The sequence below is a fragment of the Chitinophagales bacterium genome (assembly GCA_041392475.1).
In the GTDB taxonomy this organism is placed as follows: Bacteria; Bacteroidota; Bacteroidia; order Chitinophagales; family UBA2359; genus JAUHXA01.
Genome location: JAWKLZ010000002.1, coordinates 700,690 through 721,532 on the forward strand (window position 1 = coordinate 700,690; position 20,843 = coordinate 721,532).

A 20,843-nucleotide genomic window follows, 5' to 3' on the forward strand; every position below is an offset into this window, starting at 1 on the left:
ATGGAAGCCGCTAGTATTAAACACCTAAAAAAAAGCATCGGCTTTGACATATTCAGCAATGTTATAGTAACTCGTTAGGTCGAAGTTACAATATCTATATCAAAACTGACGCTATTACTCCAAAAAATAAAGAATACTTATATTTTTATTGCTACATTAGCATGATAACTAAACGACTGCCTCCGCTTCTACTTCAACAGGAATATTTCTATCTGTGCCAGTAGAACTGCCATTTAAAAAAAAATCTACATCTGCATTGTACCCATGTGAATCAGGGACCAATTCTCCATCAAAAGTACCTGTACCTATGTATGCACCTGAAGAAACATTCCACAAAGCTTCAACTGGATTATTCGTGCAATTGGGTTCATTGGCAAATACAGAGAGCGTTATTTTTGTTGTGAAATTCTGAGGATTAGGCTCCTTTCCGATTACAGTAATAAGTATTTGACCTTTAGGCTTGCACTTAATTTTAATTACGTTAATATCAGGTTTTGACATATTTATAGCATCATATTTGATTAAAACGGTGTGCATTAATACCAAAATAGCGACTATTAATCAAATAAATTAATAGTCGCTTACTTTCCTTATGTGCATAATAAAATATGAGTGTAATGACTTTTGTTTTCTTGACTTTAGGTTTTTGAATTTCAAAAGGGATATGACTGAATTTCAAAAATAATCAACCATATATAAATATTTCTAACTATTTTTTTAGCTTAAACAAATTTCATAACAATTGCTTATTTCACATAACCGATTAAAACGATGAACCCTTGAAATTATATACAATAGCCACGTTTTAATCGTTGAGTATAGTGTAAGTGTAATGATTTGTTTCTAATTAAAAAAAGCATAGCTGAACCCTAAGAGTAGTCAGCTATGCATCAGCCTCCAATTATTTCATGGATAAACGAGCTGTATAACGATTGTTGCTGACTTTCACATACAGAACACTCTTTCTTCAAAAAGGTAACATAATTGGAATGTAATTTGCCCTTAAATACCTGTCGCTTTTCATTTTTTTAGACTTCTAAACAATTATTTATCAAGTAAAAAGTATCTTTGGAATAAATTTATTTTTTTTATTTTTTTTCTCATTCTCATCAATGAATGTTACCTTTTAAGAAAAAAGTGTTCTTCTAATGGATAAAGAAAGTTTCACACATTTTTTGAAGCAGGCACATACCTATTGTATTCCTCGATTAATAAAATTAACACATTCAAAAGCAGATGCAGAAGATGTTTTTATGGAATCAATACATCAATTTTGGCAAGATCTGCAAGACAATAAGGTAAAACATAAAGGGAATTTAAAAGCATTTATCTATATAAGTGCAAAAAATAAATGGCTCAATATACAAAGGAAGGAAAAAGGAGGAAAAAACAAAGTCTATTCAAAAGACACTGAAACTATTGAATCTCTTGAGGATAATAAAAAAAAGACTTATAGCGATGAAAACTTTGATCCATTGATAAAAGCTGAAAACCAAGCAAACAAAAACTTAAAAGATGAAAATCGTAAAAAAGCGATGAATGAAGCAATGAAACAACTAGACAAAAAATGTCAATCATTGCTTATTGAATCTATTGCTCACAAAAAAAAGCTAAAAGACTTACAAAAATCTCTTGGTTTCGTAAGTATCAATGCTATTAAGATGGCAAAATCTCGATGTCGCAAAACTCTACTCCAAAAAATTGCAATCATTCTAAATTCATCTAAAAACTAATTATGATGATTAACGACAAAGATTTTTCACTATTAGAATCCTATTTAGAGGGCACAATGACTGGCGATGCCAAAATATCTTTTGAAGAAAGGCTGAGAAAAGAAGAAGGTTTAAGTGAATACTTATCATTGATAATAGAATCAGATGCATTTCTTAAGGAGTTTGACAAGCAACAAAAAATTGAAGAATGGAAAAAGATTGTTCAAGACACTTCACCACAAACAGTTGAACCTACTAAATGGCTTCACACCATTCGCCATAATCCAATAGGTAAATATGCCTTTAGAATTGCTGCAATGTTGTTGCTTTTTGTAGCCATTTATTGGTTTATTCCTGTTTCTTACAATTCACCCGAGCAGTTGGCCAGTCACTATTGGAGCGAAACCGCTAATTTTTCGTATGCAGATGCTCGTAGAGGGGATACTCCTAAAAATATAGAAAATACTGTCAAAAAAATATACGAGCTTCACGAAACTGGTGATTATAAAGCCGCTTTAAATGCTATTCAAGAATTGTCTGTATCGGATGAAAAAATGACTTTGTTAAAAGGTAGTTGCTATTACAACTTGGGAGAAACTGACAGTGCCATTCGTACTTTTCAGCAAATCATCACTTTACAAAACAGTTATACCGAGGATGAGGCAAAATGGTATTTGGCTCTCTCGTATCTAAAAAAAGGAGATGGCAAAATGGGTATAAAAGAACTCCAAGAAATTATAGATAGAAAACTATGGAATCATAAACTAGCAAAAGTGCTATTGAAAAAACTTTCGTAACAAAATCCTATTAAAAACTAACCAAATAATTTTTCATTCTACTGTTTATTTCTTTCTATCTGTGTCGTAAAAGTGTTGTATAAACCCATGACTATAAAATAAAGAATACTCCCTATTGAAGCGGCCATCCACCAAATATTCACTTCAGGATACAGCCATATAACCATTGCATTACTCACCATACACAGCACAGTATTCGCTATGTTCAATACCATCATCTTAGAAGTTCGACTCGGATACAAGTATTTTATAGGCACAAAATGCAAAATCGCAAAGAACAAAATAAGCACTACATTCACCATTGAAGGAAAGGTAAATACGAAGAAAAGATAATGTACTACAATATTCCACAACACGGGAAAACCTACAAAATGAAAATCATCGGAAACCATTCCAGGAGTTCCATAATAAAACGCTGATATAATCAACATAACCACTACACAAGGCATTCGCCAAGTTTCATCCACAATAGCTACTTCATAGAAAAAATAAGTTGGTATAATGGCATAATTGGCAAAATCAATCACATAATCCATTGCCTTGCCATCAAAGTTTGGCAGCACCTTTTTGACCCGAAACAGCCGAGCAAAAGTCCCATCTATCCCATCAATAATCAATGCTATCAACAACCACATCATTGCCTTTTGCCATTCATGTGCGCTGATAGCCACAATAGCCATAAATCCAGCTACTGCTCCAGAAGCAGTAAATGCTTGCACTGACCAAGCCAATGTCTTTTCTAATAATGTAAATTTGCTTGTGTTAGCAAGTGTATCCATTGTTTATAGTATGTGTTTCTGTAAGGCAAATAAAATATATATTTTACAATCATATTAAATTTGTCAATTTAAAAAGATTTTATTATCAAATGACAATATCAGAAATAAGATGTGACCCACCTTCAATTTTATGGTCTAAAGGTCACTGCTCTTTGTTAAGAAAACAAAGATGATTTCAAAAAATCTTGTTTCGAACATATCATCCCTATTAGTTAAAGTACTCTCTTTTGCCCATAGTCGTTTGGCTATGGGCTTTTATATTAGAAACAACAAGTTAAATAATCAAAACTTATTTCATATTCAATAATTGATATGTTTTCTGTGTAGTACCAACCTTCAATGTTAGCCAATACGTGCCTATCGGATAGTTGGTCAAGTCTATATTTTTAAGCACCTTCTTAGCCTGCTCCAAACGTTCAGTCAGGACCTCTTGTCCCATTAGGTTGCTAACCGTCCATACCACATTTTCAGGACGTACCAATTCTATTTGCAGTTGATAATTTCCGTCACTTGGATTGGGAAAAATCAACAAACTTTGAAGACCAGATTGTTCCTCCTCAATATCGGTTGCAAACAAGGAAAGATAGCCATTTTTGAATTCAGAATCATTACCCGCAGGGTTGGTAGTCGTCAGCGAAACATCAAAATTCCCTTGTGATTGGTAGGTGACAATTGGGTTTTGAAGATTAGAAGTTGCAGGGTTTCCTCCTTCAAAAGTCCAAGACCAAGAGGTAGGAATATTCGTTGATTTGTCAAAGAAATTCACCGTTATAGGCACAGTTGCCTCCGTCACATTTGCCACAAAATCAGCTATTGGAGATTGATAAGATCGACTTCCTTTGGCATACCACACAGGGAATTTGGCTTCTGTTACCAAAACAAATGCATTGCCCGAAGGCGTAATTTTATCAGCAGCCATTGGCACTACTGCAATGATGGTATCGCCATTATTGATGGTACTGAAAGCCAAAGCATTGTCATTTGGAGAATAAGAAGGATAGTTGAGAATCGAATTGACAAATATATCCTTGGTTTTTCCTGTTTCGGTATTGGCAGCCACCAAAGTATTATCGCCCGTAAAACTGTTGATATAATCAAAGCTGACAATGTGAGGTGAGTTTTTGGCATAAGTCGGATTTCCTACTTGCACACCATCAGGTAAAGAAGAAAACAGTTTGAAGATATTTCCATTGTCAAATCCGTTTTTGCTGTTGTCCCATACCTTCAATATGCCAATGTCCCAATAGTTTGTTTCTGATCCAAAATTACTACTCAAAAGATTCAGCGCATCATACAAAATATACTGCCCTGTTGGATCCCACTCAATAACATCCGCATATTGTGGCTCACTTTCGTCCACACCTTCCGCCGTTGAAGGATTGGAAAGCAGGTATTGTCTGGATTCGCCAGTCACCAAATCCTGCACATAAATAGATCGGTCAATAAAAATACTCACCAAAGCCACTTTTCGACCATCAGGCGAAATCGCCACATTGTCCCATTCAGCAGTTTCACTAATTTGCTGTGGGCCAGTGCTACCATTCAAAGACAATTCATACACATGCTTGTCGTCAGATACGAAATAGCCAGTCGTCCCATTTTCTTCCACACTCGGTTTTCTGATTGCAGGAAAAGCATCCGTAGTCAATGCCTTAAAACTTTGAAGTTCATTAGAAGTATTGAGCAGCATATCATATATAGCATTGGGATCACCATTTGAGGCATCCATCACCACCATGTGGTTTTCACCTTGCACGGCGGGCAAATCTATTTCGTAGTCCGTCACATCTCCTCCTTCTCCCACTTCTTCATTTTCATTGAAGATACCTACCTGGTCAAAAGCTGAACGGGCTGCACTCACTTCCGCAGCATTGTCGCCATAAATATCCTTTGCCGCTTTCACAACCGCCAATCTTGCGTCAATGAACTGAGAGGATTGTGTCAAATAATTCGCCAAAGCATGATAATACACTCGTTCTGCTTTGGGTCTTCCGACTTGTGTAGCAAACAAATAAAAAGCCCTGTTTGGAATACCACTATTGATATGAACACCGCCATTGTCCGCAGAAGTATTGCGGTATTCAGACATATGCTTTGGTTGCCAACCATTTTGATTGGGTGATGCACCATTATTCGGATTCGACATACTCCTCAAAGCTCCAGAAGGAAACACGCTCGGATTCACAATATCTTCGCCCAATGTCCAGTCATCATCGTCAATCAACACTCCAAATACATCTGCAAAGGACTCATTCAATGCACCTGATTGATTCTGATACACCAAGTTAGCCGTGTTTTGAATTACACCATGTGTCATCTCGTGTCCTGCCACATCAAGAGATTTTGCCAAAGGCGCATTGAAGGCAGTTTGACCACTTCCGTACCCCATAAAATAACCATTCCAAAAAGCGTTGTCCATTCCTCCTCCATCATTTTCTGCAATGTTGATAATAGATATTATCGTTCCGTTTTTTCCATTAAGTGAATTTCTTTGATGTTTTTCCAAAAAATACTGATAGCAAACCGACGCATTGTAGTGTGCTGACACCGCTGTTCTTTGGGTATTCCAGTTGTTATTGGTAGATGTGACATGCTCCAATTGGGAATTGATGCTGCCCAGAGGGTTGTTTCTCAAATCCAATGTCAAAATCCCACCCACAGGATCATCGGGTAGTTGTGATTGATTGGCAACATACATTGGGCGTTGAGTGTCCAACATAAAATAGGTGTTGCCAATCTGATAGGTATTCAAACTCCTGTTGACTCCCTTCAGATCTTGCGCTGTTGCATTCGTAGGGCCATCCTTGCAGATATGCTGAAATTTGTGCAACACCTCCCCTGTCTCGGCATCCACAAAATATTCCCAACGGTCTGATAAACTGGCAAAGTAAAGAACCTGCCATGCCAATCGTTGCTTTTTTTGGTGCGGGTAGATTACTAAGTTTATCACCTGATCTTCATAGTGAATCAATTCTTTGGCTCGTTCCGACAATACTTCAATTTGAGTAAAAGTCTGCAGATTAGCTTCAACGGTTTCCAAGGCTATTGCAGGTGAAATTTTTGCTTCCACACTTTGCAGCGAAGGGGTTGTTTCGTAGCGACCATTGAAGGCTTCAACACCTGTTTCGTTCAAATGCACAACTACATCGCTTCCCCAAACAGGTATTCCCTGATATTGCTGCGACAATCGAACATGTGTTTTGCCCAGCACATCATTTTCTACACTTTTCACTTTGAATTCTGCTGAAGGATTGTTTATTTGAAGTAAATCCTTGTAGGTGTTCATAAAATTGTATGCCGCTTCTGTTTTGGTAGCCGCACTACTTTTGTATAAATCAACGGGATGGAGATTTTTACCACTGATGAAATACGGGGTATTGTTTCGGTTAGAAAAATTGATTTTCATAGACTTATCTACTTCCTTCAATACCTCTACCTGCTGTTCTACCTTTTCGGGTAAAAAATGCAAAGTTTTGAACTTCAATTCTTTTTTAACCAGTTCTTGCGGTTTTTTCTCTGTATGGCTATTGAGAAATGAAGGCTTCAAAAGGAGTTGTGAATTTGTAGTTTTTGCTATTTTTTTCAATCCTTTTTTAGCAGTAATATCCATTGAAGTAGATTGTGCAACAGCTTCTCCTTTCATAAGAAAAAAGACTGCAATAAGAAATAAAACTTTATTAATCAAATAGTTAAAATATGATTTTTTCATGGTCTGATAGGTTTTAATTTTATTTTAGGATGATTTAGGAAATCATTCATTGAAGTTACGCTTAATTTCTGAGCTTGTGCTTTGCTTTCGTCATTGTTTGTCGTTTTCTATTTGTTGCACCCACTCCAATACGGTATTGTGGTAGGTTTTGATTGCTGCATCTATTTTGTGGTCATTAGGTTCGCCCCATAAAATGGTGTTTTTAATGCTATCTCCTTGTTCGATGGTGATGAACCAATTCATATTCCCCGGATAGTTAAACGAAATTCCCTTCAATTGTAGGCTGTCCAAACCTTCGTGAATTTGCTTCAATTGTTCTTCACTTACCCTACTCAAAGATATTGTATCTGCATCCTTCGATGGCATACCATAGGTCTTAGTGATTTGTCCATCTGTTGCGATGATGTATTGAGTGACTGCCCCTGTAAAGCCCCCACCATGCCCTACTATCACTGTTTCAGCATATTCGGTTGCCATTATATCTCCCGTTTTTTTCATGTTTTGTTTATTGCTACAAGACATCCAAAAACAAATGTTCAACAAAAAACAAATACTGCCAAACTGATAAAAAAATGCTTTCATAGAGGTTATTTCAAGATTGTGTTAGATTAAGATACGACAATTTAGGGAAAATATAGATTTTGAAAAAATTTTAATAACAGCTACCTTTAAGTGAAACTTAAAAATTCAAAATAATTTCCTTGCTATGGCAAAATTTTTAGGCACTTTGCTTGCTATTATTATAGGTGTATTGATTGGCGGATATTTCATGTATCAGATGACCGATTTGGACTTGAAGCCCGAAATTCATTCTGAACAAGAATCTCAGGTGATTTTGGAGAAAATCAAAAAGGTTTTCAAGATTGTGGTCGTTGAAGGAGAGTTTGCCGATGTATTTCGCTACCAAGACTTTTACGGTTTTGATTTGCCAGGCTTTCGAAAAACGGCTATTTTGAAGGTCAAAGCCAAGGTATCGGTGGGTTATGACCTCGAACAACTCAAAATCAATTTTGACCACACCAATCGAATCATTTACATCGAAAACCTACCTGAGCCAGAAATCATTGCGATTGATCCCGACATCAGTTACTTCAATTTGGACGATGGCATCTTCAATAGTTTTGACGAAGCGACGCTTACCAAACTCAACAAAACGGCCAAAGATACCATCCGCAGCACTGCCCTCAAAAGTAGTCTTATTTCTGCTGCTCGCTCTCAAGCCATCGAAATGCTGGACATGATTACGGGGGTAGCCAGAGAAAGTGGCTGGAAAGTCGAAATGGGTACACCTGAAATGCCTATTGATGGGAAATTGGAGGAATTGGAGCAAGAACGGAAAATTCCAGTAAAATGAAACGAAAACATGTTTACTTGCTTTTATCAATACTAGGAATTTCTTGTACTTGGTACTACAATATCCAATTTTTCCTGACCGAGGCAGATACTTCAATGACAAATTTCATTGCCTTGACTGTCACTACTTTTCCCGCCAAATCCATTGCTATGGATATCTCTGTAGTTGCAATAGCCTTTTTTGTGTGGTACATTCCAGAGTCTATCCACCTCAAAATCAAATATTGGTGGATTTTTATACCGCTTACTTTTTTGATTGCCTTGGCTTTCGCTTTTCCACTTTTTCTATATGTTCGAGAAGTTAAGATAGAGAAAATTCAAAATGGATAGTTAAGCAGAATTTCAATGCCTACACAAACGGCACTTTCGCCACCTTCGCCAAAACTTGCTTGTTTCGAATCTGAATAAGTATCTCCGAACCAATAGTGCGTTTGTCAAAAGGAACATAGCCCAATGCCACCGACTCTTTGAGCATAGGCGATTGTGTGCCAGAAGTCACCTCACCAATTGTATTTCCCTCGGCATCCACAATTGGATAACCATGTCGAGCAATTCCTCTTTCTTGCAATACAAAGCCGACCAATCGTCGCTTCAAACCTTCTGATTTTTGCTGCAACAAAGCCTCTTTTGCATCAAAATCTTTTGAGAACTTCGTAATCCAAGCCAAGCCTGCTTCGAGCGGAGTCGTTGTTTCGTCAATATCGTTGCCGTACAAACAGAAGCCCTTCTCCAATCGCAACGTATCTCTTGCACCCAAGCCAATCGGCTGCAAACCATACTCCTGACCTGCTTCCATAATTGCGTTCCAAATTGCAGCACTGTGTTCATCCTCAAAATAAATCTCAAAACCTCCCGAACCTGTGTAACCCGTTGCAGAAACCAACACATTTTCGACACCTGCAAAAGTTCCTTTTTCAAATGTGTAATACTCCATTGAAGCCAAATCCATCCCTGTCAAACTTTGCAGAGCATCTACTGCTTTCGGCCCTTGTACAGCCAAAAGAGAAGTGCGAGGTGAAATGTCAATTAATTCCACATTCTCCGTTTTGTGCTGCTCAATCCAATTCCAATCTTTTTCGATATTCGACGCATTGACCACCAGCATATAACCGTTCTCTTGTAAATAATAGACCAACATATCGTCCACAATTCCACCATCAGGCTGCAATAAGCACGAATATTGCACCTTGCCAATCTTCAATGCCGCTGCATCGTTGCTACTAATTCGTTGAATCAATGCCAAAGCCCCTTCTCCACGCACAATAAATTGCCCCATGTGCGACACATCAAACATTCCAACTCGCTCTCGCACACAGACATGTTCATCTGTAATGCTGCTATAACTAATGGGCATATTGTATCCTGCAAAAGGAGCCATTTTAGCTCCTAATTCTATGTGAATGTTTGTAAAACCTGTTGTTTTCATATCATTATACTTTATTAATTACTAAAAAAACAAGAATATTGTTAATGCCGAACAAAATAAACAATATTCAGAAATCGCTGTTACAATGAAAGGTTGCTTTTAATTTGCTGCAAATATATGTCCACGTTCTTGCAATTTCACCTGATTAGGTACTAAAAAAATTTGCACAATGTTAAAAAAGCATCTACATTTGTCGTTTATCAAAATTTATTCCTTTAATCCTATTAAATTATCATATTCATGAACAAAGGACAATTAGTTGACAAGATAGCAGAAGATGCGGGTTTAACCAAAAAACAAGCTGCGGCTGCATTAGAAGCAGTAGTTAGTGCTGTAAAAGGTGCTTTAACCGATGGTGACAAAGTTTCATTAGTAGGTTTTGGAACTTGGAGTTCTGTTCACCGCCCTGAGCGCATGGGTGTTGATCCACAGAATCCTAAAGGACCTAAAAGACAGTATCCTGCAAAAAACGTGGTTAAATTCAAACCAGGTAAAGACTTGGAAGGCGCAGTAAACTAATACAGCTAACCTTATAAGATTTCATAAAAAACGCCGTAGGTCTGAGACCTACGGCGTTTTTTTATGAAATTCTTTGCTCCAAATTTGGTTGTAGAAAACTTCAATTGGCATTTAAGAAATAGCTCTCTTTTTCTACTTCTAATATTTCCCAAGGACTTCAAATCTACTTCAATACCTACTCACATTTCTAAAAAATAGTTTATTAAAACTTTGTAAGTCGCTTTCAAGCTATTTTTTTGGTATTTTAGCATCAATAATTGTTTTCGACTGATTGTTTAGATTCATTTTGTTCATCAAAGCCTACAATGTTCATCCTACAACCATAACCTGCTTATCGCCAAATCGAAACAATAAAGTACGTTTGGGCAATCTGGAAATGCAATTCTTAGAGATTATTGGATGAATTAAGTTTAGGTACAAGTCAGTAAAAATGGGTTTATACGTTTTGAAAGAATGAAAAACTGTCCATATTCAAATATTACAGTGCCATAAAAAAGGTATGAGTTTTGCTTTAGATGCAAATAGGCGCAAAGCAATCAACGAAATTCTGTAAAACGCCAAAAATTAAGTTAGGATTAGAACACCTCTTTTTAATTCCACAAAGTGTTCATTTACAATTAGATAACAACCCCCATTCAACAATTATCCAAATGAATAGATGTCTGGTATATTTCATGCTTTGTCTTTTCCCATTGCTGACCTACGCTCAAGCCCATTCAAGGATTCTGACTTCTTCTTCTATTGCCGAGCCATGTTTTGTGACCTCTTATTTGAGTCATCAACACCTCATGGCGTTTCAGCATCGAGCCTTGCAAAAAGCAGAAGATGTAGAGGAATATCTAAAAATTGTACGCAACTATAAATACGACAAAATTCTGCGAGAACAAGCCGCAAAAATGTTGTTGGCGTTTTTTGTAAAAGATGCTGAAATCACCTTTGAATCTGATACACTCATTCGTCAAATTTCTGTTCAGGACTTTGTGCAAGAATTACTGGAACGAGATCAAAATAGCATTGTTCCCTCTCCCAAAACTATAAAAAACAAACGTTTAGAAAGTTCACTTGCCTTACAAAAAAGCGGATATTACGTTGGCATGATTGCCTACAACATGATTGACAAGGAAGATCCTGATTTTACATCTGAAAGAATTATCACCGTACACTTGCAAAAAGTCGGAAAAATTTTTGGTGAAATTGAAGAAGATGTTTGGGAGGTCAAATTGGGAAATGTGGTGGTTCGATAAAAAATAACAGAACGGTAATCAAATATCGTTTACACCATATTTCAGTAAAAAAGGCTTGGATTATTTCGTATTTTTGTGAAAACAGCAAGACTTTTGAAGTTTATTTTTAGATACACATCCCACTTCAAAATTCTCATTGAATTATCAAAAATGCACTAATAAAACTCCAATCCTACAATGACCAACTACAACCAATTAGCCGAAATATTAGATACTGCCGCACACCAAGCCATTCCCGTTCCTCAACTTAGTCTTTCCCATACACTGAATATTGAAGAGGCATATGCCGTCCAAAGCATTTCAATAGCAAGACGATACATACGGGGAGAACGCCGAGTGGGTTTGAAATTGGGCTTTACGAGCAAGGCTAAAATGGAACAAATGGGTGTTCACGACATGATTTGGGGGCGACTGACCAATCAAATGCAATACAAAAATAGCAGTGAACTTCCCATAAAAAGCTTTATTCACCCCCGAGCCGAACCCGAAATAGCTTTTCGAGTTTCCCAAACTTTCGACAAATCCCTTACCTTAGACAATGCCCTTCAATACATTGACGGCATAGCCGTAGCCATTGAAGTGATAGATTCTCGCTACAAAAACTTCAAGTTTTCCTTAGAAGATGTTGTTGCAGACAACTGTTCTTCGGCTGCTTTCACCATTGGAGAATGGCAACAAATTGATACCAACATTCGAGGAATTGCAATGTCACTCATCATTGACGGAGAAACCGTTGAAGTAGGAAATTCAGATGCCATTTTAGGAAACCCTTTAGAATCTTTGGTCAATGCCGCAAGATTGGCATTGCAGAATGGAGAGATATTGAAGGCTGGAGATATTATTTTGGCGGGAGCTGCAACGCCTGCTGTTTTTTTGAAAAGGGGTCAAACAGTTCTTGCGATTGCAGAAGGATTGGGAGAGGTGAGTTTGAAGATTTGTTAAAACGATTGGTGAATATGGTAAAGAAAACATGAAATTAAAAGCTCCAACGGAGCAACATAACCTAACATAGGGTCAGAACCCTATGAAAACAAGAAAAATGGACAAGACAGCTAAAAAATACATGACCATTCACTACAACAATTATCTGGGACTAGACAACATCTTGGATGCCCAGAAATTGCGAAGTGCAGAATTGGACAACGAGCCAGCCCACGAAGAAATGCTCTTTATCATTGTGCATCAGAGCTATGAGTTGTGGTTCAAACAAATCATTCATGAATTAGAGTCGGTCATCATTATGTTTAACCGCAAAGATGTGGACGAAAAAAATATCAGCACTTCAATCGCTCGCCTGAATCGGGTCATCAAAATCTTCAAATTGTTGATAGAGCATATTCCAATTATGGAGAGCATGACTCCTTTGGATTTTTTGGATTTTCGGTCTTACCTTTTTCCTGCATCAGGCTTCCAAAGTTTCCAATTTCGCAAAGTAGAAAACCTCTTGGGCTTACCCGAAGAAGAGCGCATGACCTATGCAGGACATCACTACGCTGCTTTTTTTACGGAAGAACAGCAACAAGAATTGGACAGAATCACTAAAAATGGCAATCTATTTCACGCCGTACAAGATTGGCTCGAAAGAACGCCTTTTTTGCAGTTGGGTAACTTCGATTTTTTGACCGCTTACAAAGAAGCAGTAGAAAGAATGGTTGCCAAAGAAGCCAAAGCCATTCAATCATCAGACTATTTGACCGAGAAAGAAAAAACCATGCGCCTACGGATGATGGGTTCAACGGATACTTATTTCAAATCCATCCTCGACCCAAAAGTTCACAAACAGTTAATAGATGAAGGCAAGCAAAGATTGAGCTATAGAGCTACTTTAGCAGCATTAATGATTAATTTGTACAATGAAGAACCTTTACTTCAATTTCCCTACCGCTTTTTGATTTGTTTGGTGGATATTGATGAGTTATTGACAACTTGGCGCTACCGCCATTCCCAAATGGTGATGCGGATGTTGGGCAGAAAAGTCGGTACAGGCGGCTCTTCAGGACACGAATACCTCCATGCAACGGCGGTCAAACACCATATTTTTACCGACTTGCACAATGTTTCGACCTTGCTAATTCCTCGCTCTGAGTTACCAGAACTACCCAAAGAACTGCAAAAGGAACTGGGTTTTTGCTTCACTTATCCTGAAAAATGGTAATTCAGGAATGAAAATTAAAACTGAGAGTAAAAATTAAAACCATATAAATCCACACACTATGAGAATCAACGGACACTCACACTTACTCCCTTATCCCGAAGACATTCCAGCATTTATGAAGGAAAAAGAAATCTTTTGGGTGGATGAAGACCGAAAATACATGCTGCAAAAGGGGTGGAAACGCCCAATCACCCATTCCAGTTTTTTCTTGAACGAAAAATTGGAGTGGATGGAACGCAACAAGATTGACCATGCTGTGGTCTTAAATCTTTCCCAACTCTATGGGAATGGTTTGCGATTGGAGGAAATGAAGCAAGTCCTCCGATTCCAAAACGACTTCAATGCCAAGATTCAAGCCGACCACCCTGATAAATTTACCTGTGGTTTTGTGGTACATACAGGTTTTGTGCGGGGCGCATTGTGGGAAATGGAACGCTGTGTAGAGGAATTGGGTTTGCGGGTTTTGTGTCTTCCGACCCATTTTATGGATTCCATTGGTACTTGGCGAACGATTTTTGATGTGGATATCGAACCGATTTTGGAGTTGGCGAATCACTACAAGTTGGCGATTGAAATTCACCCCTACGATGGCGAGAAATTCATCAATTTAGAGAATGTTTCTTGGCGATTCCATCTCGTGTGGATGTTGGCGCAATGCGCTGATTCCTATCACTTTTATACACTCAATGGCTACCACGAAAAGTACCCCAATATCCGAGTCTGTTTTGCTCATGGTGGTCAATTGGCACAAATCAATTTGGGACGTAGAATTCAGGGTTTTGATGGCAGACCCGATTTGTTCAAAGACAAAATCCATCCCCGAAAAGCCATCGGTCATCCCAATATCTACTTCGATACTTTGGTGCATGATACTTTTTCATTTGAGTTGATGGTCAAACGTCAAAAAGGTACAAATCAAATTATTATGGGATTGGATGACCCTTATCCGCTTGGTGAAATGGAAAGTTTGCCACAATCTTCTTATCCTGGAAAATTACTGGATTTGGCTTTGCAAGAAAATATCATTACGAAAGAGCAGCATACGGAAATTTGGTGTGAGAATGTTTTGAGGTGGTTGGGAACGGAGGCAGCCGAAAGGATTGAAAAAGTTTGTAAAATATGAGAGTCATTTTCAATACAAATAATTTGTTTTAAAAAAAAAAATCGGCTTTTTAGTTTCTTAAATAATTAATCCTTAAAGAAACCTGATTAAGATATGAATATCCAATGAATTGTAATAATTTTAGCCTTTCAATTCTCATCTTATTGCAATAAAACTATGCTACAAAATAATGCAAGTTTAAAAAACCTGATTCAGGGCTTATGGGATATGTTTTGGAGTGGAGGATTAGCTAATCCAATCACTGCTATTGAACAGATTACCTATTTGTTATTTATGCGTCAATTAGACGAGTTGGATATAAAGAAAATAGAAGAAGCAACTGCAAGTAATGCTCCTTATACTTCAAAATTTGAAGGTATTTATTTGCCTGATGGTTTGGAGGATAAACCAGAAAATTATCGAAATAAAACAGAGTTTAAATGGAGTTACTTCACAAAACAAGGCTGGGAAGATAAGCAGCTGTTAGACCATGTAAAAAAGAATGTTTTTCCTTTTATACAAAAACTGAATGAGGAAGAAACATCTATACAAAAACTGAATGATGAAGAAACATCTTTTACAAAATATATGGAAGATGCTAACTTCGTTATTCCCAAACCATCTTTGATAAAGGGAGCAATTAGCACGATAGAGGATATTTTTGTAGAAATCAAAAAAGATGCAGAGGAAGACGGACAGGCTTTTCAAGACATACAGGGTGATGTTTATGAAATGCTGTTGGGAGAAATAGCTCAAGCTGGTAAAAATGGACAGTTCAGAACGCCACGACACTTGATTAAATTAATGGTAGAATTGTTAGAACCGCAATTAGGAGATACAATAGCTGACCCTGCATGTGGTACGGCTGGCTATCTTTTAGGCGCTTATCAATATATTTTGACGGATTTGGTGAGACAACGCCAGCCTGAAAAGTTGGTTACTGATGTTGATGGATTTGAGAGTTGCCCGACTTCTACTATTCTTCGACCAGAGGAAAAAGCAACCTTAGAAAATAGTTTATTTGGATTTGATATTGATTTAACGATGGTTCGTTTTGGATTGATGAATTTGATGATGCACGGCATTGATAATCCAAATATTGAACGAAAAGACACATTAGGTAAAACCTACAATGAACCTGCTAAATATACCAAAATCTTAGCGAACCCACCATTTACAGGTAAAATAGATAAAGATGACATTAATGAAAATTTGGGCTTAGTAACTAACTCTACTGAGTTGTTATTTTTGGCTCGTATTTCTCGGATGTTGGTAAAAAATGGTCAAGCCGCAGTTATTATTCCAGAAGGTGTATTGTTTGGTAGCTCAAAAGCTAATAAGGCAGCTCGTGAAATTTTATTAAAAGATAACCAATTAGAGGCAGTTATTTCTCTTCCTGCTGGTGCTTTTAAGCCTTATACTGGTGTAAAAACGGCTATTGTGGTTTTTACAAAAGTAGCAGACAATAGCAAAATTTGGAATACAGAAAAGGTTTGGTTCTATGCTTTAGAGCATGATGGTTATACTTTGGACGATAAACGTAAAAAACTTAAAGAAAATGTTTTGCCAGAGGTGAAAAAGCGTTATAAAATAAGGCAAGCAACAACATACAAGGATAGGAAAACACACTTTTTTGTACCAATTGATGAAATACAAAAAAATGGATTGGATTTAAGTTATAACCGTTATAAAGAATATGAATATGTGGAGCAAAAGTATGCAACACCTAAAAAGATTTTAGCAATAATTTTAGCTTTGGAAAATGAAATTTTAGAAGAATTGAATGAATTAAATGAAATTATAGGATGATAAAAAAGCTAAAAGATATTTGTAAGTTCTTATCTGGCTATAATTGGAAATCATCAAAATTTTCTGATGAAGGAATTCCTATTATTAGAATAGGTAATTTAAATACTACTCACTCAAATTTTAAATATTGGAATGATAGTTATGACAAGAAATATATAATCAAGCATGGAGACATATTAGTAAGTTTATCTGGAACTATAAAAGTAGCCAAATGGATAGGTAAAAATGCTTTATTAAACCAACGAATTGTAAAAATTACAGCTAAAGAAAACATTAATGTTGACTGGGTTTTTTATCAAATTAAATACGCTATTGAGCAAATAGAAGCCAAAGCCAAACAAGCTACAATCAAAAATGTTTCAATAAATGACTTAAAGAAAATTGAAGTTGAAGTTCCCGATTTAGAAACTCAAAACAAAATTGTAGCAGTATTAGATAAGGCGAGTAATTTGATTGAAAAACGGAAAGGAAGTATTGAGTTATTAGATGATTTAATTGAAACTCAGTATTTCAAAATATTTGGAGAACCTTATGAAAATACTAAAAAATGGAAAACTAAGCCACTTAATGATATTGTTAAAAATATTAAAACAGGTTGGAGCATTGGAGGAGAACGTAGATTAAAACAAGATGATGAATATGGTGTATTAATGGTTAGTGCGGTAACTACAGGCGAGTTTAAACCAAATGAGTATAAAGCAATTCCCAAAGAAAAGATTACAAGAGATATTATTACAGTTCAAAAAGGTGATTTACTATTTTCAAGAGCAAATACATTAAAATATGTTGCTGCAACATGTATTGTAGAAGAAGATTACCCTAAGTTATTCTTACCAGATAAATTGTGGAAAATCATTGTTGATAAGAAACAAATAACTCCAGAGTATTTAAAATTGACTTTGAGTAGTGTTACTTTTAATGAAAACTTATCTCGTTCGGCAACAGGTTCAAGCAGTTCTATGCTAAATATTTCTAAACGTAAGTTAAAAGAAACTATAATTCCTGTACCTCCTTTAGAAAAGCAGAAAGAACTATCCACAATATATTGGAAAATCAGAGGAATGAAATCTAAAAAAAGAAAATCGTTAGAGTATATAGAAACACTTTTCAACTCAATTCTCCAAAGAGCATTTAACGGTCAACTTAATTTCGACCATAATTTAGAGTTAAATTCATTGTTAAATAAAATTGATTTAGAAGCAAAAGAAAATGATTTATCTTCCATCAAAAATGACGATACTTATTTTCAGTTGTTGATAGATAGATTAAATAATCAAAAATTTGAGACCATTGATTTATACAATAAAGCTAAATATGCTGTTTTTGAATTGCTAAAAACCAAAGAAGGCATAGAACAGGTTTATGATACTACTTCAAAAAAAATAAAGTTAGCTTCCAAATGAAATTACTCCGCTTAACCATCAATGAAGAATTTAGAAGTCTGCACAAAGGATTTACGATTAATTTCCATCAAATGACAAAAAAAGGGATGTCATTGATGGAAGAGTTTCAGCCTTTCTGTTTTGCGGGTTTAAATGGAAGTGGAAAATCCAATGTATTAGAGGCTTTGGCTTCGATTTTCTATCATTTGGAGTTTTGTGTAGCTAAATATCATCCCGATAATTTTAATTTTAGACGAGAAGTTTCTAAGCCAGATGCCTTTGAATTGGAGTATTTAATAGGCGAAAAGGAGCATACAGAGTATAAAATAAGTAATTTAAATAAAGTTTTGATTACTAAAGAAATAGGTGGAATTCCTCAAATGACCGTTGAAAAAGTTAATAGTGAAGATAAGGGAACAACATTTCCACTTAACCCAGCCGAAACCGATAATCAGATAGTCGGACAAAGTTACTTACCTGATATTGTTATAGGATATTCATCGGGTGAAAATGAAATATTAAGTCTACCGTTTCTAAAAAGTCGGTTAGTTAATTTTGATGAATACGTTGAAACATTTTATAGTAAGGCTGTATTTAATGAACCGCAAAGTAGCTTGATTTATGTTGATGAAGAAATGAGCCAAGCTGTATTATTAGCAGCATTAATTTTTGAAGATGATGACACTTTAGAACCTTTAAGAGATGAATTGGGAATTATTGGTTTGAGAAGCTTTAGAATACATTTGAATAACCATGGATTAACCTTTCCCAAAGATGGTAATACAGGGGATTACAGAATTCCAATTTTAGGACATATTGATGACGAAATAAAAAAACTGAAACAATGCTCAACATCTTGGTTTGAATTTAAAGATGAAAACGTGAGTGATTTTTATGATTTTAAAACCATTATAATAGATTTTTTTATAGATGAAGAAGGCAATACTCAAAAAATTTTTAAAGAATATTTTAAATCATCTTTTGAATTATTTCGTTTTTTTCAAACACTCTATGAATTGAATTTTAATGTTGTAAATGAAGGAATAAAAAAAGATGTTTACCAATCAACAGGTGTTTATACAAAAAATAAAATTTCTATCCCTGCCCCAAATGACCAAGTATTTAGATTTCAAAATCTTAAAAATAGAAGAAGGACAACCTCCAAAAGAATTGCTATTGCGTAATTTTTCGGATGGTGAGCATCAGTTTTTGCATACCATTGGAATTTGTATGATGCTCAAACGTAGAAGATCCTTACTATTGTTGGATGAACCCGAAACACATTTCAATCCAAGTTGGCGGGCAAAGTTCATCAAAACACTAAATCAAAGTATAACAGCAGGAAGCTTAAATCTTGATAATATCAATATTCATTTACTAAAAGATATTATTTTGACTTCTCACTCTCCATTTATTATTTCCGATTGCTTGCCTAATAATGTGGTTTTCTTTGATAGAGATGAGGAAAATAAAGTAGAGGCAAGAAGTGCAAAGAATTTAGGATTTAATACTTTTGGCGCAAGTGTAGAATATATCTTACAAAGATTTTTTAAAATGAAAAATCTTGTTTCAGAATACTCTCTTGAACAAATTAAAGAGGTTGTTAAAAATGGCAGTATAGAAGAAATTGAATATGCTATTGAATATTTTGGAGAATCAAGCATCAAACAATTTCTATTTAGAAAATTATATGAAAAAAAGCAAAATTTATGATAGTCCGAAAACTTCAACCTATTGATACACAATTAAGAAAGTTACAAGAAATTCCAGAAACTTTTTTTAGTCGTATTGAAGATTGCGATGATTTTGAAGATGAGACTCTATTTCCGAATTGGATTAGTAATGTTTTTCCTGCAACAGCTTTAAAAACTAAGTTTAGGGCAATCTATGTTAAATATAAATTAATAGCTGATAGAAATGAAAGGCAAAAGATTATAGATGCTTTTATTCATACAAATGAAGTATCAAAATTGTGTTGTAATGATGAACTGACTTTACACATTGAATTGAATGACTTAGAAGAAAATATTCGAGAAGAAATTGATGAATTATTCCTTTACTTATACAATTCGGCTCTTACTTATCCTGGTTTTACTAAATATGTGAAAGGCGATTTAAGAAAAGATATAAAACAATTTACAATTAATAATAGCATAGATATTTGTCCATTCTGCGGTTTAGAAAGCTTAATCCAAATAAAAGGGCAATCTAGAATTGCTTTAGACCACTGGCTAAATAAAGATAGATTTCCATTTGCCTCCATAAATTTTAGAAATTTAGTTCCAATAGGAGAAGCGTGTAATGGTAGAGCCGTTAAAGGAACTGAAAATGTCTTGAAAGATAAAAGTCAAGTAAATAGGATAAAGGCATACTATCCTTATAATGAATATGCAGGAATTTATATTAGTTTTAACTATATTAATGAGCCTTCTATTAATGGAATTACAGATAACGACTGGAATTTAGCAATTAATCCAATAGAAGAAACAGAAAGAAGTGAATTTGATAGCTGGATGTATATATTTAATATTAAAGAAAGATATAGTAGTTATTTAAGAAATTATCCTTTTTTAAGATGGGAAACCAATTATAAAGCATTTGTTAATGCAGATGAAAATGACGATATCGAACATGCTGAAACAATTGATGAATTTAAATTAAATCTAAGACTTTGGAAAAGAACATTTCCTATTAAAAACAGGCATGGTTCAATTATTTATAGACCGTTTATTGATTATTTAATAAATCGTGCTTCAGAGCCTTATCTTTTTAGCTTAGTTGAAAATATTAAAAGAAATCCATATTAATTGGAAGCCTATAGTATTATGCTTAATACTATCCTTCATTTATAATAAA

The 20,843-nt window shown here is 35.5% G+C and carries 19 protein-coding genes; 14 read left to right on the plus strand and 5 right to left on the minus strand.

Features of this window, described 5'->3' with window-relative positions:
- Positions 1-168: 168 nt before the first annotated feature.
- The gene (locus R3E32_16230; GenBank protein ID MEZ4886284.1) at positions 169-501 is read right to left on the minus strand and encodes a hypothetical protein; all 333 of its coding nucleotides are present in this window, start codon (positions 499-501) and stop codon (positions 169-171) included.
- Between the two features lie 647 nt (positions 502-1,148).
- On the opposite strand from R3E32_16230, the gene R3E32_16235 reads away from it, so the two are divergent.
- Both R3E32_16235 and R3E32_16240 read left to right on the plus strand, forming a co-directional pair.
- On the plus strand, positions 1,149-1,733 hold the full coding sequence (locus tag R3E32_16235) for a sigma-70 family RNA polymerase sigma factor (GenBank protein MEZ4886285.1): 585 nt from the start codon (positions 1,149-1,151) through the stop codon (positions 1,731-1,733).
- Positions 1,734-1,738: 5 nt separating this feature from the next.
- Positions 1,739-2,509 (plus strand): tetratricopeptide repeat protein, encoded by a 771-nt coding sequence (locus tag R3E32_16240; protein ID MEZ4886286.1) that lies wholly within the window; start codon positions 1,739-1,741, stop codon positions 2,507-2,509.
- 38 nt (positions 2,510-2,547) lie between these two features.
- On the opposite strand, the gene R3E32_16245 is transcribed toward R3E32_16240, so the two are convergent.
- The 3 genes from R3E32_16245 to R3E32_16255 all read right to left on the minus strand — a co-directional run bounded on the left by R3E32_16245 (position 2,548) and on the right by R3E32_16255 (position 7,495).
- The gene (locus R3E32_16245) at positions 2,548-3,288 is read right to left on the minus strand and encodes a hypothetical protein (GenBank protein MEZ4886287.1); all 741 of its coding nucleotides are present in this window, start codon (positions 3,286-3,288) and stop codon (positions 2,548-2,550) included.
- Positions 3,289-3,577: 289 nt separating this feature from the next.
- Positions 3,578-6,997 carry a M4 family metallopeptidase gene (locus R3E32_16250; GenBank protein ID MEZ4886288.1) on the minus strand — a complete coding sequence of 1,140 codons (3,420 nt, stop codon included), beginning with the start codon at positions 6,995-6,997 and terminating at the stop codon, positions 3,578-3,580.
- A 90-nt stretch (positions 6,998-7,087) separates the two neighbouring features.
- On the minus strand, positions 7,088-7,495 hold the full coding sequence (locus R3E32_16255) for a hypothetical protein (protein MEZ4886289.1): 408 nt from the start codon (positions 7,493-7,495) through the stop codon (positions 7,088-7,090).
- Between the two features lie 208 nt (positions 7,496-7,703).
- Between R3E32_16255 and R3E32_16260 the strand changes: the two genes are divergently transcribed.
- Positions 7,704-8,351, plus strand: a complete 648-nt coding sequence (locus R3E32_16260) for a DUF4230 domain-containing protein (GenBank protein MEZ4886290.1) — start codon at positions 7,704-7,706, stop codon at positions 8,349-8,351.
- On the plus strand, positions 8,348-8,680 hold the full coding sequence (locus tag R3E32_16265) for a DUF2834 domain-containing protein (protein ID MEZ4886291.1): 333 nt from the start codon (positions 8,348-8,350) through the stop codon (positions 8,678-8,680). Before R3E32_16260 ends, R3E32_16265 begins: the two co-directional genes overlap by 4 nt.
- A 19-nt stretch (positions 8,681-8,699) precedes the next feature.
- On the opposite strand, the gene gcvT is transcribed toward R3E32_16265, so the two are convergent.
- Positions 8,700-9,776 carry a glycine cleavage system aminomethyltransferase GcvT gene (gene gcvT / locus R3E32_16270; GenBank protein MEZ4886292.1) on the minus strand — a complete coding sequence of 359 codons (1,077 nt, stop codon included), beginning with the start codon at positions 9,774-9,776 and terminating at the stop codon, positions 8,700-8,702.
- A gap of 240 nt (positions 9,777-10,016) precedes the next feature.
- Between gcvT and R3E32_16275 the strand changes: the two genes are divergently transcribed.
- The 10 genes from R3E32_16275 to R3E32_16320 all read left to right on the plus strand — a co-directional run bounded on the left by R3E32_16275 (position 10,017) and on the right by R3E32_16320 (position 20,794).
- Positions 10,017-10,295 (plus strand): HU family DNA-binding protein, encoded by a 279-nt coding sequence (locus R3E32_16275; GenBank protein MEZ4886293.1) that lies wholly within the window; start codon positions 10,017-10,019, stop codon positions 10,293-10,295.
- A gap of 650 nt (positions 10,296-10,945) precedes the next feature.
- A complete protein-coding gene (locus R3E32_16280; GenBank protein ID MEZ4886294.1) occupies positions 10,946-11,539 on the plus strand; it encodes a hypothetical protein in 594 nt (197 codons plus the stop codon).
- A 177-nt stretch (positions 11,540-11,716) separates the two neighbouring features.
- A complete protein-coding gene (locus tag R3E32_16285; GenBank protein MEZ4886295.1) occupies positions 11,717-12,481 on the plus strand; it encodes a fumarylacetoacetate hydrolase family protein in 765 nt (254 codons plus the stop codon).
- A gap of 82 nt (positions 12,482-12,563) precedes the next feature.
- Positions 12,564-13,694 carry a tryptophan 2,3-dioxygenase family protein gene (locus R3E32_16290; GenBank protein ID MEZ4886296.1) on the plus strand — a complete coding sequence of 377 codons (1,131 nt, stop codon included), beginning with the start codon at positions 12,564-12,566 and terminating at the stop codon, positions 13,692-13,694.
- A gap of 58 nt (positions 13,695-13,752) precedes the next feature.
- On the plus strand, positions 13,753-14,817 hold the full coding sequence (locus R3E32_16295) for an amidohydrolase family protein (protein ID MEZ4886297.1): 1,065 nt from the start codon (positions 13,753-13,755) through the stop codon (positions 14,815-14,817).
- A gap of 156 nt (positions 14,818-14,973) precedes the next feature.
- Complete coding sequence (locus R3E32_16300; GenBank protein ID MEZ4886298.1) at positions 14,974-16,605, plus strand: class I SAM-dependent DNA methyltransferase; 1,632 nt, start codon at positions 14,974-14,976, stop codon at positions 16,603-16,605.
- Positions 16,602-18,008 carry a restriction endonuclease subunit S gene (locus R3E32_16305; protein ID MEZ4886299.1) on the plus strand — a complete coding sequence of 469 codons (1,407 nt, stop codon included), beginning with the start codon at positions 16,602-16,604 and terminating at the stop codon, positions 18,006-18,008. The genes R3E32_16300 and R3E32_16305 overlap by 4 nt, the downstream gene beginning before the upstream one ends.
- Entirely contained in the window at positions 18,005-19,171 is a 1,167-nt protein-coding gene (locus tag R3E32_16310) for a restriction system-associated AAA family ATPase (GenBank protein MEZ4886300.1), read from the plus strand. Before R3E32_16305 ends, R3E32_16310 begins: the two co-directional genes overlap by 4 nt.
- Positions 19,098-19,700, plus strand: a complete 603-nt coding sequence (locus R3E32_16315; protein ID MEZ4886301.1) for an AAA family ATPase — start codon at positions 19,098-19,100, stop codon at positions 19,698-19,700. The genes R3E32_16310 and R3E32_16315 overlap by 74 nt, the downstream gene beginning before the upstream one ends.
- On the plus strand, positions 19,697-20,794 hold the full coding sequence (locus R3E32_16320; protein ID MEZ4886302.1) for a hypothetical protein: 1,098 nt from the start codon (positions 19,697-19,699) through the stop codon (positions 20,792-20,794). The genes R3E32_16315 and R3E32_16320 overlap by 4 nt, the downstream gene beginning before the upstream one ends.
- Positions 20,795-20,843: the final 49 nt, after the last annotated feature.

Excerpts from the sequence above, each read along its gene's own strand:
- R3E32_16230 (MEZ4886284.1), bottom strand. The coding sequence starts at position 501 with ATGTCAAAACCTGATATTAACGTAATTAAAATTAAGTGCAAGCCTAAA.
- R3E32_16235 (MEZ4886285.1), top strand. The coding sequence starts at position 1,149 with ATGGATAAAGAAAGTTTCACACATTTTTTGAAGCAGGCACATACCTAT.
- R3E32_16240 (MEZ4886286.1), top strand. The coding sequence starts at position 1,739 with ATGATTAACGACAAAGATTTTTCACTATTAGAATCCTATTTAGAGGGC.
- R3E32_16245 (MEZ4886287.1), bottom strand. The coding sequence starts at position 3,288 with ATGGATACACTTGCTAACACAAGCAAATTTACATTATTAGAAAAGACA.
- R3E32_16250 (MEZ4886288.1), bottom strand. The coding sequence starts at position 6,997 with ATGAAAAAATCATATTTTAACTATTTGATTAATAAAGTTTTATTTCTT.
- R3E32_16255 (MEZ4886289.1), bottom strand. The coding sequence starts at position 7,495 with ATGAAAAAAACGGGAGATATAATGGCAACCGAATATGCTGAAACAGTG.
- R3E32_16260 (MEZ4886290.1), top strand. The coding sequence starts at position 7,704 with ATGGCAAAATTTTTAGGCACTTTGCTTGCTATTATTATAGGTGTATTG.
- R3E32_16265 (MEZ4886291.1), top strand. The coding sequence starts at position 8,348 with ATGAAACGAAAACATGTTTACTTGCTTTTATCAATACTAGGAATTTCT.
- gcvT (MEZ4886292.1), bottom strand. The coding sequence starts at position 9,776 with ATGAAAACAACAGGTTTTACAAACATTCACATAGAATTAGGAGCTAAA.
- R3E32_16275 (MEZ4886293.1), top strand. The coding sequence starts at position 10,017 with ATGAACAAAGGACAATTAGTTGACAAGATAGCAGAAGATGCGGGTTTA.
- R3E32_16280 (MEZ4886294.1), top strand. The coding sequence starts at position 10,946 with ATGAATAGATGTCTGGTATATTTCATGCTTTGTCTTTTCCCATTGCTG.
- R3E32_16285 (MEZ4886295.1), top strand. The coding sequence starts at position 11,717 with ATGACCAACTACAACCAATTAGCCGAAATATTAGATACTGCCGCACAC.
- R3E32_16290 (MEZ4886296.1), top strand. The coding sequence starts at position 12,564 with ATGAAAACAAGAAAAATGGACAAGACAGCTAAAAAATACATGACCATT.
- R3E32_16295 (MEZ4886297.1), top strand. The coding sequence starts at position 13,753 with ATGAGAATCAACGGACACTCACACTTACTCCCTTATCCCGAAGACATT.
- R3E32_16300 (MEZ4886298.1), top strand. The coding sequence starts at position 14,974 with ATGCTACAAAATAATGCAAGTTTAAAAAACCTGATTCAGGGCTTATGG.
- R3E32_16305 (MEZ4886299.1), top strand. The coding sequence starts at position 16,602 with ATGATAAAAAAGCTAAAAGATATTTGTAAGTTCTTATCTGGCTATAAT.
- R3E32_16310 (MEZ4886300.1), top strand. The coding sequence starts at position 18,005 with ATGAAATTACTCCGCTTAACCATCAATGAAGAATTTAGAAGTCTGCAC.
- R3E32_16315 (MEZ4886301.1), top strand. The coding sequence starts at position 19,098 with ATGACCAAGTATTTAGATTTCAAAATCTTAAAAATAGAAGAAGGACAA.
- R3E32_16320 (MEZ4886302.1), top strand. The coding sequence starts at position 19,697 with ATGATAGTCCGAAAACTTCAACCTATTGATACACAATTAAGAAAGTTA.